We start from the raw sequence: 13,157 nt of genomic DNA, 5'->3' as shown, positions 1-13,157 counted from the left end.
AGCGAGGGCGCTCAGAACTGGTCCTCGAAGCGCTTCGCCAGATCCTCGATGTTCTCCGGCGGCCAGTCCTCGACTTCCATGCCGAGGTGCAGGCCCATGCCCGAGAGCACTTCCTTGATCTCGTTCAGCGACTTGCGGCCGAAGTTCGGGGTGCGGAGCATCTCGGCTTCGGTCTTCTGGATCAGGTCGCCAATGTAGACGATGTTGTCGTTCTTCAGGCAGTTGGCCGAACGCACCGACAGTTCCAGCTCGTCCACCTTCTTGAGGAGGAGCGGGTTGAACTCGAGGCCGTCTTCCGCGTCCTGCTTCGAGGCCGATTCCGGTTCCTCGAAGTTGACGAAGATGCTCAGCTGGTCCTGCAGGATGCGCGCGGCATAGGCCACCGCGTCCTCGGGGGTCAGCGCACCGTTCGTCTCGATCTTCATCGTCAGCTTGTCGTAGTCGAGCACCTGGCCCTCGCGGGTCGGCTGGACTTCGTAGGCCACCTTCTTCACCGGCGAATAGATCGCGTCGATGGCGATCAGGCCGATCGGCGCATCTTCCGGCTTGTTCTTGTCCGCCGCGACATAACCCTTGCCGGTGTTCACGGTGAGTTCCATGAACAGGTCGGCGCCGTCGTCGAGGTGGCAGATCACGTGATCCTTGTTCAGGACCTCGATGCCGGCCGATTCAGAGATGTCGCCGCCGGTGACCACGCCCGGCCCCTTGGCCGAGATCGACAGGCGCTTCGGCCCCTCGACGTCCATCTTGAGCGACACGCCCTTCAGGTTCAGGATGATGTCGGTGACGTCCTCGCGCACACCGGCGACGGAGGAGAACTCGTGCAGCACGTTGTCGATCTGCACCGAGGTGATCGCCGCGCCCTGCAGCGACGACATCAGCACGCGACGCAGCGCGTTGCCGAGCGTGAGACCGAAGCCGCGCTCCAGCGGTTCGGCAATCACCGTCGCCTGACGCTGCGGGTCGTTGCCCGGCTTGACTTCAAGCTGCGTCGGCTTGATGAGCTCGGCCCAATTCTTGTGGATCATGCGTTCTGCCTCCATACCTGTCCCGTGCCCATGTCCGTAAGCGCGGAACGCCCGAGGTTAAAAACGTAAGCGACCGGGCCGCGCGGGGATCCCCCGCACGGCCCGATCGGTAATAATCAGATCAGACGCGGCGACGCTTCGGCGGGCGGCAGCCGTTGTGCGCGATCGGGGTCACGTCACGGATCGAGGTGATCGTGAGGCCGACGGCGGCCAGCGCGCGCAGCGCCGACTCACGGCCCGAACCGGGGCCCTGCACTTCGACGTCGACGGTCTTGAGGCCGTGCTCCTGCGCCTTCTTGGCGGCGTCTTCGGCAGCCATCTGGGCGGCGTAGGGGGTCGACTTACGCGAGCCCTTGAAGCCCATGGTGCCCGAGGACGACCACGAGATGGCGTTGCCCTGCACGTCCGAGATCAGGATCTTGGTGTTGTTGAACGAGGAGTTCACGTGAACAACGCCAGCAGCGATGTTCTTGCGCTCTTTGCGCTTAACGCGGGTCTTGTCGCGAGCCATTGTCTCAGCCTCCCCTTACTTCTTCTTGCCGGCGATCGGCTTGGCCGGGCCCTTGCGGGTACGAGCGTTGGTGTGGGTGCGCTGGCCGCGAACCGGAAGGTTCTTGCGGTGACGCAGGCCGCGGTAGCAGCCGAGGTCCATCAGACGTTTGATGTTCATCGACACTTCACGGCGCAGGTCGCCCTCGACCGTGAGGTTGGCGTCGATGTATTCGCGGATGGCGAGCACTTCGGCGTCGGTCAGATCGTTCACGCGGCGGGTCGGATCGATGCCGACGGCCTCGACGATCTGCGTGGCGAACATCGGGCCGATGCCGTGGATGTACTGAAGAGCGATCGGGACGCGTTTCCCGGTCGGAATGTTGACGCCAGCAATACGTGCCAAAGCGTGGATCCCTTCGTTGCGGTTCCGTAGCCCCAGAACCTTTTTTCACAACAAGGCCCGAAACCTCTTGCTCCGGGCCCCTCACCTGAAGACTCAGGCGATTCTCTTGCGAGACGCCGTGACCTAGAGGCTTTTGCCCACAGGGTCAAGCGTCAAGATGTCACTCGGCCTTGCCGTCGAGGATCGCGGCCACGGCCGAGGCCACCGCGTCGATCTCGGCCAGCCCGTCGACGGTGAAGAGCTTGCGCGCGTGGTAGTAGTACCCGATCAGCGGCGAGGTCTTCTTGTAGTATTCCATCAGCCGGGTCTTGAGGCTGTCCTCGTTGTCGTCGGCGCGCCGCTTCATGTCGTGGCTGCCGCAGACGTCGCACACGCCCGCAACCTTCGTCGGCTTGGTCTCGTCGTGATAGACCTCGCCGCAATTGCCGCAGGTGTAGCGGCCGGTGATGCGGGCAACGAGCGCGGCGTCGTCGACACGCATCTCGATCACCGCATCAAGCGTCTGGCCGTTCTTCGCCAGCAGCTCGCCAAGCGCGTCGGCCTGGGCCAGCGTGCGCGGGAAGCCGTCGAAGATGAAGCCCGAGGCCTTCACCGTGTTCAGCTTCTCCTCGATCAGGCCGATGACGATCTCGTCCGTCACCAGCTGACCGCGGTCCATCACCTCGGCGACGCGGCGGCCCATCTCGGTGCCCGAGGTCTTGGCCTCGCGCAGCATGTCGCCGGTCGACAGCTGCACCATGCCGCGCTCTTCCACCAGCTTGCGGGCCTGCGTGCCCTTGCCTGCGCCGGGCGGCCCCAGCAGGATGATGTTGGTCATGTCACTTCCCCCGGTAGATCAGCGGCGTGCGGGCGCCTTCCGGCCCGACTTCTTCTTGCCGCGCAGTTGCGAACGTTCGATCAGCCCCTCGTACTGGTGCGCGAGCAGATGCGACTGAACCTGGTTGATCGTGTCCATCGTCACCGAGACCACGATCAGCACCGAGGTGCCGCCGAAGTAGAACGGGATCGACAGCTGCGAGCGCAGGATCTCGGGCAGGAGGCAGACGGCGGCGAGATAGGCCGAGCCGATCACCAGCACGCGCGCCACGACGTAATCGAGATATTCCTCGGTCTTCTTGCCGGGGCGGATGCCCGGAACGAAGCCGCCCTGATTCTTCAGGTTGTCGGCGACCTCGTCCGATTTGAACGCCACGTTCGCGGTGTAGAAATAGGCGAAGAAGACGATCATCGCGGTGAAGAACGCGAGATAGAGCGGCTGGCCGGGGCCGAAATAGGCGAGGATGGTCGACATGATCGGGCCGGTCTGGCTGCCCGAGAAGGTCGAGATCGTGGTCGGCAGAAGCAGCAGCGACGAGGCGAAGATCGCCGGGATCACGCCCGCCGGGTTCACCTTGATCGGCAGGTGCGACGAGCCGCCATCATAGATCTTCATGCCCACCTGACGGCGAGGATACTGGATATGGATCTTGCGCAGGGCCCGTTCCATGAACACCACGAAGGCGATCACCGCGACCACCATCACGATCACGCCAAGGATCACCGGGGTCGAGACGGCGCCGGTGCGGCCCTGCTCGAGGAAGCTCGCGAGCGCATGCGGAATGTTCGCGACGATGCCGACGAAGATGATCAGCGAGACGCCGTTGCCGATGCCGCGCGAGGTGATCTGCTCGCCCAGCCACATCAGGAACATCGTGCCGCCGACGAGGGTGATGACCACCGAGGCGAGGAAGAAGATGCCCGGGGTGTGGGCAAGGTCGCCCTTCTCGAGACTGACGGCCAGGCCCCAGGCCTGGAAGGTCGCAAGGCCCACGGTCGCATAGCGGGTGATCTGGTTGATCTTCTTGCGGCCCTGCTCGCCTTCCTTCTTCATCTGCTCGAGCGACGGCACCAGGGCGGTCAGCAGCTGCACGATGATCGAGGCCGAGATATAGGGCATGATGCCGAGCGCGAAGACGCCCATGCGGCCAAGCGCGCCGCCGGTGAACATCGACAGCATGCCGCCGATGCCCGAGCCCGCCTTGTCCATGAACTCGCGCAGCGCGTTCGCATCAATGCCGGGCACCGGGATGTAGGTGCCGAGCCGGTAGATGATGAGGAGGCCGATGGTGAAGTAGATGCGCTGCCGCAGCTCGGTGGCCTTGCCGAGGGCCTCCCAGCTGAGGTTCGCCGCCATTTGCTCTGCAGCAGAAGCCATATGCAGTCTCTTTCATGCGAGAGGCGCCGCGCGACCGTCTCCCGGTCGGCGGCGCCTGGAAAACTGTTGCCTTATGTAAGCGGGCCACAGCCCGCCGACAACCGATTATTCGGCAGCGGCAACGGTCAGCTTGCCACCGGCCTTCTCGACGGCTTCGATCGCCGGCTTCGAGGCGCCGGTCACGGTCAGCGTGACCTTCGAGGTGATCTCGCCCTTGGCGAGAACGCGGATGCCGTCGAGCTTGCGACGCACGAGGCCCGACGCGACCAGCACGTCCTCGGTGATCTCGACCGAGGCGTCGATCTTGCCTTCCGCGATGAACTTCTCGATCAGGCCGAGGTTGACGACGGCGAAGTCGAGGCGGTTCGGCTTGGTGAAGCCGCGCTTCGGCAGACGCCGGTAGAGCGGCATCTGGCCGCCTTCGTAGCCGCCGATGGCGACGCCCGAACGCGATTTCTGGCCCTTGATACCACGGCCGGCGGTCTTGCCCTTGCCCGAGCCCGGGCCGCGCGCAACGCGCTTGGATTTCTTGGCGGCGCCCGCGTTGTCGCGGAGTTCGTTGAGTTTCATGTCGCTTCTCCTGTGCCGGAAACCCCCTCGCAAGCGACAGAAGAGGGCACACGGCGTTTCTTGGTGAGTCTGGACCCCAAGGGGGCCACCGGGGGCGTATAGCGGGCTTGCCCCCTTCGGGTCAAGCCGCAGATACGGGAAGCGCCCTAGCCGCCCGAGCTGCGCAGCGACGAGCCGAAGCCGCCGGTCGACTTCACCGTCGACTTGTTGCTCCACCCGCTTGCGGGCTTCGACGAGAGCGGCGCCTTGTCGAAGGTCGTCGCAGGCTTGTTGAAGGTCGAGGCCGGCACCGTGGCCGAGCCGCGGTTGTTGCCGAAGACCTGCCCGCCCGGGGTGGCAAAGCCGCCGCCGCGCTGCGGATAGAGCGGCTGCGACATCAGCCCGCCGCCGCCCGACAGCATCTTGCCGAGCAGGAAACCGGTCAGCAGCGGCATGAAGATGCTGCCGCCGCCACCATTCGGGTTCACCTGCGCCTCGCAATTGCCGACACCGTGCTGTTCCTCGCAGGCGGTCATCGCGTCATAGCGCGGCGCCGAGTCCATGTTCGTCTGCACCGCCTGCGCGTAGGCGGTGGTGCAGTCGTCCTCGGTCATCGTCGCGCCCGGCTTCGCCGTTTCCGCCAGGCAGGATTTCAGGTCCGGGAAGGCCGTCGCCTCTTCCGTCTGCGGCTTGCAGGCTGCCAGCGCGAAGGCCGAGGCCCCGATCAGCCCGATGGTCAGCGGGCGCATCGCCCGGGATCGTTTCATCTGTCAGCCCTCGATGTAATGCGGCACGAACTGGCTCAGGTTCTGGGTAATCAGCCCGGCATCCTCGCGCAACCCCATGCCGGTGCAGCGCTCGCCCACCACCCAGGCGCCGATCACCGGGCGTTTTCCGTCGAAGACCGGCAACGGGTGATAGGCCTGGCGGATCTTCGGCCAGGCGTCATAATCGCGGTCGTCCGAGGCCGCGATCTCCTGCCCGAAGCCGTCGAGGATGCGCAGCGACGCCCCCTCGCGCGAGAAGAGCGGCTTGATCACCACGCCGTCCGGGAAATCGCCCGGCTCGTCCTCGAACACGGCGGGCAGCAGGTTCGGGTGGCCGGGGTTGAAGCGCCACAGCATCGGCAGGATCGCCTTGTTCGACACAAGCGCCTTCCACGGCGGCTCGAGGAAGGTGCAGCCGCTGCCAGCGAGGTGCTCCGCGAACGGTTCGCGCAGCAGGTTCTCCCAGGGGTAGAGCTTGAAGAGATAGCGCACCGGCCAGCCCTCGGCATCGGCAAAGCGGCCCTCGGGGGTGATCCCGAGCCTGTCGAGCGTCAGATAGACCGGGTTGATCCCCGCCTCCTTCGCCGCCCAGGCGAGCGTCTCGACGGTGCCGTAATCCTCGCTGTTGTCGGCGACCGAGGTGAACCACACCGTCGGGGCGCCCGGAAAGATCTCGGCAAAGCGGGCGACCAGCGCCTCCCAGGTGCCGTTGAACTGGTCGGCCCCGTCCGGCAGCACGCCGGCGCCGATCTGGTCCTCGAGCCAGCGCCACTGGAACGAGGTGCTCTCGAACAGCGAGGTCGGCGTGTCGGCGTTATATTCCAGAAGCTTCGCCGGGCCCGTGCCGTCATAGGCAAGATCCATCCGGCCATAGAGCGCGGGATCGCCGTCGCGCCAGCTTTGCGCGACATAGTCCCAGTGCTCGCGCGGCAGCCCCATCCGCGCCATCAGCTCCTCGGAGGCGAGGATGCGCCCCACCGCGTCGAGGCAGAGCGCGTGCAGCTCGGTCACCGGGGCTTCGATCTCCGCCTCGATCTCGCGCAGCGAGAAGCGATAGGCCCGGGCCTCGTTCCAATAGGGTTCGCCATACATCGTATGGAAGTCGAACCCCGCCTCTTCGGCGATCTCGCGCCAGCTCGCGCGAGGTTGCAGATGGCGGATTTCCACGTCATTTCCTTTTTCCGTTCCGCCGCCAAGATGGGGAGCCGGCGGGCGGATTGCCAGAGCCCGGGGCCGATGTTCTGCCCCTGCCCTCCCTCGGCGCCGGCAGGACAGCCGCGCGTCTCGCCCCGACAGGGCGGTTCACGTCACGCGCCGGTGATCTGCTGATAGGCCTCCATCGCCACGCCATGCAGCACCTCGCGCGTCAGATCGCCGACCACGGCGCAACCGAGACTGTCGTCGAACCACCAGTAGCTGCGGGCGGTATCGCGCTGCGCGAATTCCGGCGGCTGCTCCCCCCGGCCGGGCTCCGGCGCGACATAGAGCGTCAGCCGTCGCCCCTGCGCATCGCGATACATCATCAGAACCGCGGGACCGTTGACGTCGGGCAGGACCCGCCCCCCCATCAGGCTGAAGCCGCTGCGGCTGAGATCGGGCGGCGCGATCTGCCGCCCCAGCCGGTTCGACAGCCAGGTGCTCAGATGCGGCTCCTGCGTGGCCGCGACCTCGACCGGGTGAACGGTTTCCACCGAATAGGTCGCGAAGGCGCGAAACGCCGCCATCGCAAGCGGGGTCTCCGCCCGCCCCGCCCAACGCGCGCCGAGCGCACCGCCGGTCGCCCCGACCGCGAGCAGCAGGCAGGCGGCGATCAGCTGCGACCAGACCGGCAGACCGGATCGGTGCTCGGCCCGGCGTTCGGCGCGCTGCAGGACAGCTTGCAGCGCCGCGGGCACCGGCTCCTGGGCAACCGGATCGTAAAGGGCACGCAGCGCCGCATCCTGCCGGTCCCAGGCCGCAAGATCGCTGTGCAACGCCGGGTCCCGTGCCGCCCGCGCGGCCAGCTCCGCCTGCTCGGCCGGGCTGCCGTGGCGCAACCGCATCTGTGCCGCGCTCTCGATGTGATCCCGCTCCGTCACTGCCGCCTGTCCTGTGTCTGAATGGAACTCGTCTCTGCCCGGTCGGTCATCCGGCGCAGGCTCTCGCGCGCCCGCGCAACCCGCGAGGCGACGGTGCCCGGCGGCTGCCCCAGCACATGCGCGGCCTCGGCAAGGCTCAGCCCCTCCACCGCGACCAGCAGCAGCGCGGCCCGCTGATCTTCGGGCAGACGCCCCATCGCCGCGTGCACCTCGCTCAGCGCCAGATGGCCTTCCTGCGCCCCCGCCTGCCCGATGCCGCCCGCGCTTTCCAGCGGCAAAAGCTGCGGGCGCAGGCGCAGGCTGCGCAGCCGGTCGCGAAACCGGTTGAGCAGGATGCGGAACAGCCAGCCCCGCACCTCGCCCTCGCCGCGCCACAGATGGCGCCGCGCCACCGCGCGCTCCAGACAATCCTGGACAAGATCGTCCGCCTCGTCCCGGTTGCGCGTCAGCGCATGGGCATAGCGCCGCAGGGCCGGGATGGCGGTCTCGATCTCGTCCAGAAGCGTCATCGGCGCCGCGCCTCACTTCGGTTGGGCAATGTGCCACAGCCCCTTGATCCCGTCGCCGGTGATGTCGCCGGCCTTGTGATCGTTGATCCAAGTGTAGAGCGGCCGGCCGTGATAGGTCCATTGCGCCGTGCCATCGCTGCGCGGCGCCAGGCCGAAATCGCCCTCGGCCATGGCGCCGGTCGCGGCAAGCAGCGGCGGCCAGTTCTTGGCACAGCCGGCGTAGCAGCTGGGGATCCCGCCCTGATCGTTGTCGAAGGTGTAGAGCGTCATCCCCCTCGTGTCGCTCAGCACCTTGCCCTTGGCGCTGTTCTGCTGCCCGATCGGCACCTCGGCATGGGCCGCTGCGGCGGCGAGCACCGCCGCCAGCACAAGAGGTATGGCAAAGGATTTGCGTGTCATCGGCATGTGAGTCTCTCCCCCTCGGCCGAACCGGCCGGTCATCGATCCCGCGAATGCGGTGATCTGGGAAGAATGACGTTTTGCAGCGAAACCTTATCCCGCCACGCACGCAGCCGTGAACGGGCTCGGGGAAGACGCCCCAACGGAAAGTGCCCAAGCATCGGCCTCGCCGCCTCGTCCATCGCGATCACGGGCGCCCACGTCAGAGAAACGGGCGCGCTCGAGGCAACGGGTGATGAATTGGGCAGCTGTCCGGGGATCACTTTGTTCGGCGCCTTCATGCCCGGGTTTTTGGAACCCGGTCTGGTGCATGCCCGACAGCATGGCGAAGGCGTCTGCCGATCAGGCGTCGCGCAGCAGCTTGCCCCGGTCGGGGGGCGGCGGGGCCGCGTTTTCCGCGCCCCATCCGATGCGGCTGACGGTTCTGGCGGCGCCCTGCTGTCTCAGGCGCGCGCCTCCGTCGCCGGCCAGCCCTGAACGCTTCTCGCCGTCCCGGGCAAGGGACGTCAGCGCGGCCGGACGGCGATCCGCGGCTCAGCTGGCCGGCACGTAGGCGTGCTGCGCATAGAACCGGGCCAGCTCGCGCGGCTCCGGCGCCCGGCCACCGCTGAAGATCTCGACGTAATTCGGGATCCGCGCCATGCGCAGCGCAAGCGGCTCCCGCGCCTGCATCGAGATATAGCCGATCTGCGTGAGATAGATCGTGCGGGCGCGCACATCGGCATCGATCGGCCCATGCCCCCACTTGACCAGCAGATCGCTGAGCGCCGTCAGCCGCAGCGCATCGGCGGTCTGAACGCGTTCCATGATCCGGTCGTCCTGCAGCGCCCAGCTCCGCACCGCGAATTCGAGCCGGTCATCGAAGGACTCCTCGCGCAGGAAACACCCGATGACGTTCAAGAGCGCCTCGGCCTCGGTTTCGGCATAGCTCGCCGCGGCCGCGACAAGCGGTTGCGTCGTGCGCTTGTCCCAGCGGCTGGCGAGGGCCTCGAGCAACGTCTCGCGGTCCTTGAAATGCCAGTAGAAGCTGGTGCGGGACAGCTTGAGACGGTTGGCGAGCGGCAGGATCTTGACCGCGTCGATGCCATGCTCGACCAGCGCCTCGTAGGCCGCTTCGAGCCAACCTTCGTAAGAGCCTCGCCAGCCGGTTTCCGCATCAGATTGATCAGTCATGTCGACTTCATAGGACAGGTGGGTCTGCCCCTGCAAGCCCGTGGCCTTGTTGCGCTTATCGGGGCCACACGGCCTGACCCGCGCCGGGTTTGGCGGAGGCCGATTTCCGTCAGTTACGCAGCCATGGGCTCGGTTTCCAGTGCGGCGTCGAAGTTTGCCTCGGCCTCGGCGGGCGGGAGGTTCCCGATGGGCTCCGGCAGGCGGCGGTTACAGAACCGGTCCCCCATTCGAGCGTCGCGAATTCCACCGCGTCGAAACCGCACCAAGGCCCGCGGCGATGGATGGCTGTGGTCGAAGGAAGGGCGATCGGCAGCACGCTGCAGATCGGCTCGCCCCCATGCAGCCCCCGATGCGCACCGATGAACGACGCCATCGGTTCGAGCGACATGATCGACGCGCTCGCCTTGCGGAAAATCCCGTTGACCTGGCGCAGCTCGCGGTTCTCCCGCTCCGGCGCCTTCAGCCTCTCGGCCATCTTGCCCCCACTCGTTCGGCGTATGTCCCGAACAGCCGATCCTCGCCGAAATCGACATGATGGCCGTCCACCGCGAACCACGCTGCCCCTCGGCATCGAGGCCCCGCCGCACCGCGCGTTCACGCATCTCAGGGGAAAACCTGTTCATCGTCCTGCGGGTGATGCTCCATGCCACTCAGGGGGTGGGGCCTCCGGCAAACTCGGGGCGGTGCACGGGAATATTTTGGTATTCTGTCATTATCGGAGTTGGACATGCCAAAGCCCCGCTTTGGGGCGGGGCGTAATCCGTTGATCTGGCTGCAGGATTTATTGGTTGCGGGGGCAGGATTTGAACCTGCGACCTTCAGGTTATGAGCCTGACGAGCTACCGGGCTGCTCCACCCCGCGACGTTTGACCATGTGTTTCATGGTCTGCTTGCCCCTCGGGCTTTTTGAGCTTTTGGGGTTTTGGATCGTTATGAGAGAACGTTGGCTTCTTGCTAGGTTTGGCGGTGACCTACTCTCCCACGTCTTAAGACGCAGTACCATTGGCGTGTTGGCCCTTAACGGCCGAGTTCGGGATGGGATCGGGTGTTTAGCCAGCGCTATGACCACCAAACCGAGGAAGAAGCCATCATGTCCAAGTCAGGTATAACCTTTTGTGTATACTTGCTTTTGATCTTGAGCCTTGCTGCTACTGGATCAAATCAAGCCAATCGGGCAATTAGTACCGGTCAACTGAACGCGTTACCGCGCTTACATCTCCGGCCTATCGACGTGGTGGTCTTCCACGGCCCTCAAGGGATACCTAGTTTCTGGGGGGGCTTCACGCTTAGATGCCTTCAGCGTTTATCCTGTCCGATCATAGCTACCCAGCACTGCCGTTGGCACGACAACTGGTCCACCAGTGGATCGTTCACCCCGGTCCTCTCGTACTAGGGGCAACTCCCATCAAGTATCCTACACCCACGGCAGATAGGGACCGAACTGTCTCACGACGTTCTAAACCCAGCTCACGTACCTCTTTAAATGGCGAACAGCCATACCCTTGGGACCTGCTCCAGCCCCAGGATGAGATGAGCCGACATCGAGGTGCCAAACGATGCCGTCGATATGGACTCTTGGGCATCATCAGCCTGTTATCCCCAGAGTACCTTTTATCCGTTGAGCGATGGCCCTCCCACTTGGGACCACCGGATCACTATGGCCGACTTTCGTCTCTGCTCGACTTGTCAGTCTTGCAGTCAGGCTGGCTTCTGCCATTGCACTCAACGACCGATTTCCGACCGGTCTGAGCCAACCTTCGCGCGCCTCCGTTACGATTTGGGAGGCGACCGCCCCAGTCAAACTCCCCACCATGCAGGGTCCCGGACCCGGATAACGGGCCGCGGTTAGACATCAAGAGTGCGAAGGGTGGTATCTCAAGGGAGGCTCCACGGTGACTGGCGTCGCCGCTTCAAAGCCTACCACCTATCCTGCACATCACAATCCTGATGCCAGTGCAAAGCTAGAGTAAAGGTTCATGGGGTCTTTCCGTCTAACCGCGGGTAGTGTGCATCTTGACACACAGTTCAATTTCGCTGAGTCCACGTTTGAGACAGCGGGGAGATCGTTACGCCATTCGTGCAGGTCGGAACTTACCCGACAAGGAATTTCGCTACCTTAGGACCGTTATAGTTACGGCCGCCGTTTACTGGGGCTTCAATTCGGAGCTTGCACCCCTCCTTTTAACCTTCCAGCACCGGGCAGGCGTCAGACTGTATACGTCGCCTTACGGCTTCGCACAGCCCTGTGTTTTAAGTAAACAGTCGCCACCCCCTAGTTTGTGCCCCCCACCGATACTTGCGTACCAATGGGGCCTCCTTCTCGCGAACTTACGGAGGCATTTTGCCGAGTTCCTTAAACGTGGTTCTCTCAAGCGCCTTGGTATTCTCTACCAGTCCACCTGTGTCGGTTTCGGGTACGATCTTAAAGTGGGGCTATTTCCAGGAACCTCTAAGCAGCCCGATCAATCCGATAAGATCGAACTACCCTCGAGATCCGTCACCACCACATGGCCCAGGAATATTAACCTGGTTCCCATCGACTACGCCTTTCGGCCTCGCCTTAGGGGTCGGCTTACCCTGCTCAGATTAGCTTTAAGCAGGAACCCTTGGACTTTCGGCGAGAGGGTCTCTCACCCTCTTTGTCGCTACTCATGTCAACATTCTCACTTCTGATCACTCCACCGGATCCCTCACAGGCCGGCTTCACAGTCAGAACATTGCCTCCAATAGACCCGCCAAGATTACTTGGGGAGGTCGTAAGGAGGCAGCGTTCTATATCACAGAACGCTCCGCTACCACGCACATCACTGTGCATCCAAAGCTTCGGCTCGTGGCTTGAGCCCCGTTACATCTTCGCCGCAGGACCTCTTGACTAGACCAGTGAGCTGTTACGCTATCTTTAAAGGATGGCTGCTTCTAAGCCAACCTCCTGGTTGTTATGGAAGTCCCACATGCTTTCCCACTTAGCCACGAATTGGGGGCCTTAGCTGTTGGTCAGGGTTGTTTCCCTCTTCACGACGGACGTTAGCACCCGCCGTGTGTCTCCCGGATAGTACTCTTGGGTATTCGGAGTTTACTTAGGCTCAGTAAGTCTGTGGGACCCCATCACCCATGTAGTGCTCTACCCCCCAAGGTATTCGTCCGAGGCGCTACCTAAATAGCTTTCGCGGAGAACCAGCTATCTCCGAGTTTGATTGGCCTTTCACCCCTAGCCACACGTCATCCGGACCCTTTTCAACGGGTGTCGGTTCGGACCTCCAGTTGGTGTTACCCAACCTTCATCCTGCACATGGCTAGATCACTCGGTTTCGGGTCTGATCCCACGAACTCGTCGCCCTTTTAAGACTCGCTTTCGCTGCGCCTACACCTAACGGCTTAAGCTTGCTCGTAAGACCAAGTCGTTGACCCATTATACAAAAGGTACGCCGTCACCGCTCAAGGCGGCTCCGACTGCTTGTAGGCGTCCGGTTTCAGAAACTGTTTCACTCCCCTCGTCGGGGTGCTTTTCACCTTTCCCTCACGGTACTGGTTCGCTATCGGTCAGTAAGGAGTACTTAGCCTTCGA

At 64.0% G+C, this 13,157-nt stretch carries 12 protein-coding genes, 1 tRNA gene, 2 rRNA genes, 1 pseudogene and 1 other annotated feature (1 of these 17 only partly in view); all 16 genes and pseudogenes read right to left on the bottom strand.

Annotated elements, in window-relative coordinates; translation table 11 throughout:
• Positions 1 to 11 precede the first annotated feature (11 nt).
• Positions 12 to 1,028: a DNA-directed RNA polymerase subunit alpha gene (locus AC0QTQ_RS02520; protein WP_121532041.1), complete on the bottom strand. Its 1,017-nt coding sequence runs from the start codon at positions 1,026 to 1,028 to the stop codon at positions 12 to 14.
• A gap of 121 nt (positions 1,029 to 1,149) precedes the next feature.
• Positions 1,150 to 1,539: a 30S ribosomal protein S11 gene (gene rpsK, locus AC0QTQ_RS02515; RefSeq protein WP_121531579.1), complete on the bottom strand. Its 390-nt coding sequence runs from the start codon at positions 1,537 to 1,539 to the stop codon at positions 1,150 to 1,152.
• A gap of 15 nt (positions 1,540 to 1,554) precedes the next feature.
• Entirely contained in the window at positions 1,555 to 1,923 is a 369-nt protein-coding gene (gene rpsM, locus AC0QTQ_RS02510; RefSeq protein ID WP_113902066.1) for a 30S ribosomal protein S13, read from the bottom strand.
• A gap of 160 nt (positions 1,924 to 2,083) precedes the next feature.
• Positions 2,084 to 2,740 (bottom strand): adenylate kinase, encoded by a 657-nt coding sequence (locus AC0QTQ_RS02505; protein ID WP_121531577.1) that lies wholly within the window; start codon positions 2,738 to 2,740, stop codon positions 2,084 to 2,086.
• Positions 2,741 to 2,758: 18 nt separating this feature from the next.
• Positions 2,759 to 4,117 (bottom strand): preprotein translocase subunit SecY, encoded by a 1,359-nt coding sequence (secY, locus tag AC0QTQ_RS02500; RefSeq protein ID WP_121531575.1) that lies wholly within the window; start codon positions 4,115 to 4,117, stop codon positions 2,759 to 2,761.
• A gap of 105 nt (positions 4,118 to 4,222) precedes the next feature.
• Positions 4,223 to 4,687 carry a 50S ribosomal protein L15 gene (gene rplO / locus AC0QTQ_RS02495; RefSeq protein ID WP_121531574.1) on the bottom strand — a complete coding sequence of 155 codons (465 nt, stop codon included), beginning with the start codon at positions 4,685 to 4,687 and terminating at the stop codon, positions 4,223 to 4,225.
• Positions 4,688 to 4,833: 146 nt separating this feature from the next.
• Positions 4,834 to 5,433 (bottom strand): DUF1190 domain-containing protein, encoded by a 600-nt coding sequence (locus AC0QTQ_RS02490; protein WP_480258114.1) that lies wholly within the window; start codon positions 5,431 to 5,433, stop codon positions 4,834 to 4,836.
• Positions 5,434 to 5,436: 3 nt separating this feature from the next.
• Positions 5,437 to 6,600 carry a glutathionylspermidine synthase family protein gene (locus tag AC0QTQ_RS02485; protein ID WP_480258113.1) on the bottom strand — a complete coding sequence of 388 codons (1,164 nt, stop codon included), beginning with the start codon at positions 6,598 to 6,600 and terminating at the stop codon, positions 5,437 to 5,439.
• 140 nt (positions 6,601 to 6,740) lie between these two features.
• Positions 6,741 to 7,511, bottom strand: coding sequence for an anti-sigma factor family protein (locus AC0QTQ_RS02480; RefSeq protein WP_480258112.1), 771 nt, complete (start codon positions 7,509 to 7,511; stop codon positions 6,741 to 6,743).
• Entirely contained in the window at positions 7,508 to 8,020 is a 513-nt protein-coding gene (locus AC0QTQ_RS02475) for a sigma-70 family RNA polymerase sigma factor (protein ID WP_480258111.1), read from the bottom strand. Before AC0QTQ_RS02475 ends, AC0QTQ_RS02480 begins: the two co-directional genes overlap by 4 nt.
• Before the next feature lie 12 nt (positions 8,021 to 8,032).
• Positions 8,033 to 8,425 (bottom strand): COG4315 family predicted lipoprotein, encoded by a 393-nt coding sequence (locus AC0QTQ_RS02470; RefSeq protein WP_480258110.1) that lies wholly within the window; start codon positions 8,423 to 8,425, stop codon positions 8,033 to 8,035.
• 528 nt (positions 8,426 to 8,953) lie between these two features.
• Entirely contained in the window at positions 8,954 to 9,592 is a 639-nt protein-coding gene (locus tag AC0QTQ_RS02465) for a TetR/AcrR family transcriptional regulator (protein WP_480258109.1), read from the bottom strand.
• Between the two features lie 113 nt (positions 9,593 to 9,705).
• Positions 9,706 to 9,875, bottom strand: a pseudogene (locus AC0QTQ_RS02460) (IS3 family transposase); the annotation flags it as partial.
• Positions 9,876 to 9,890: 15 nt separating this feature from the next.
• Positions 9,891 to 10,010: a sequence feature (AL1L pseudoknot), on the bottom strand.
• 367 nt (positions 10,011 to 10,377) lie between these two features.
• A tRNA-Met gene (locus tag AC0QTQ_RS02455) sits at positions 10,378 to 10,454 on the bottom strand.
• 96 nt (positions 10,455 to 10,550) lie between these two features.
• A 5S ribosomal RNA gene (gene rrf / locus AC0QTQ_RS02450) occupies positions 10,551 to 10,665 on the bottom strand.
• 84 nt (positions 10,666 to 10,749) lie between these two features.
• Positions 10,750 to 13,157: ribosomal RNA gene (locus tag AC0QTQ_RS02445) — 23S ribosomal RNA — on the bottom strand (it continues 437 nt past the right edge of the window).

The organism is Paenirhodobacter sp. YD-8 (assembly GCF_056590935.1).
Note: the sequence above shows the minus strand (reverse complement) of the source record. Positions and strands in the feature narration are given on the sequence as shown.

Excerpts from the sequence above, each read along its gene's own strand:
- AC0QTQ_RS02520 (WP_121532041.1), bottom strand. The coding sequence starts at position 1,028 with ATGATCCACAAGAATTGGGCCGAGCTCATCAAGCCGACGCAGCTTGAA.
- rpsK (WP_121531579.1), bottom strand. The coding sequence starts at position 1,539 with ATGGCTCGCGACAAGACCCGCGTTAAGCGCAAAGAGCGCAAGAACATC.
- AC0QTQ_RS02505 (WP_121531577.1), bottom strand. The coding sequence starts at position 2,740 with ATGACCAACATCATCCTGCTGGGGCCGCCCGGCGCAGGCAAGGGCACG.
- secY (WP_121531575.1), bottom strand. The coding sequence starts at position 4,117 with ATGGCTTCTGCTGCAGAGCAAATGGCGGCGAACCTCAGCTGGGAGGCC.
- rplO (WP_121531574.1), bottom strand. The coding sequence starts at position 4,687 with ATGAAACTCAACGAACTCCGCGACAACGCGGGCGCCGCCAAGAAATCC.
- AC0QTQ_RS02490 (WP_480258114.1), bottom strand. The coding sequence starts at position 5,433 with ATGAAACGATCCCGGGCGATGCGCCCGCTGACCATCGGGCTGATCGGG.
- AC0QTQ_RS02475 (WP_480258111.1), bottom strand. The coding sequence starts at position 8,020 with ATGACGCTTCTGGACGAGATCGAGACCGCCATCCCGGCCCTGCGGCGC.
- AC0QTQ_RS02470 (WP_480258110.1), bottom strand. The coding sequence starts at position 8,425 with ATGCCGATGACACGCAAATCCTTTGCCATACCTCTTGTGCTGGCGGCG.
- AC0QTQ_RS02465 (WP_480258109.1), bottom strand. The coding sequence starts at position 9,592 with ATGACTGATCAATCTGATGCGGAAACCGGCTGGCGAGGCTCTTACGAA.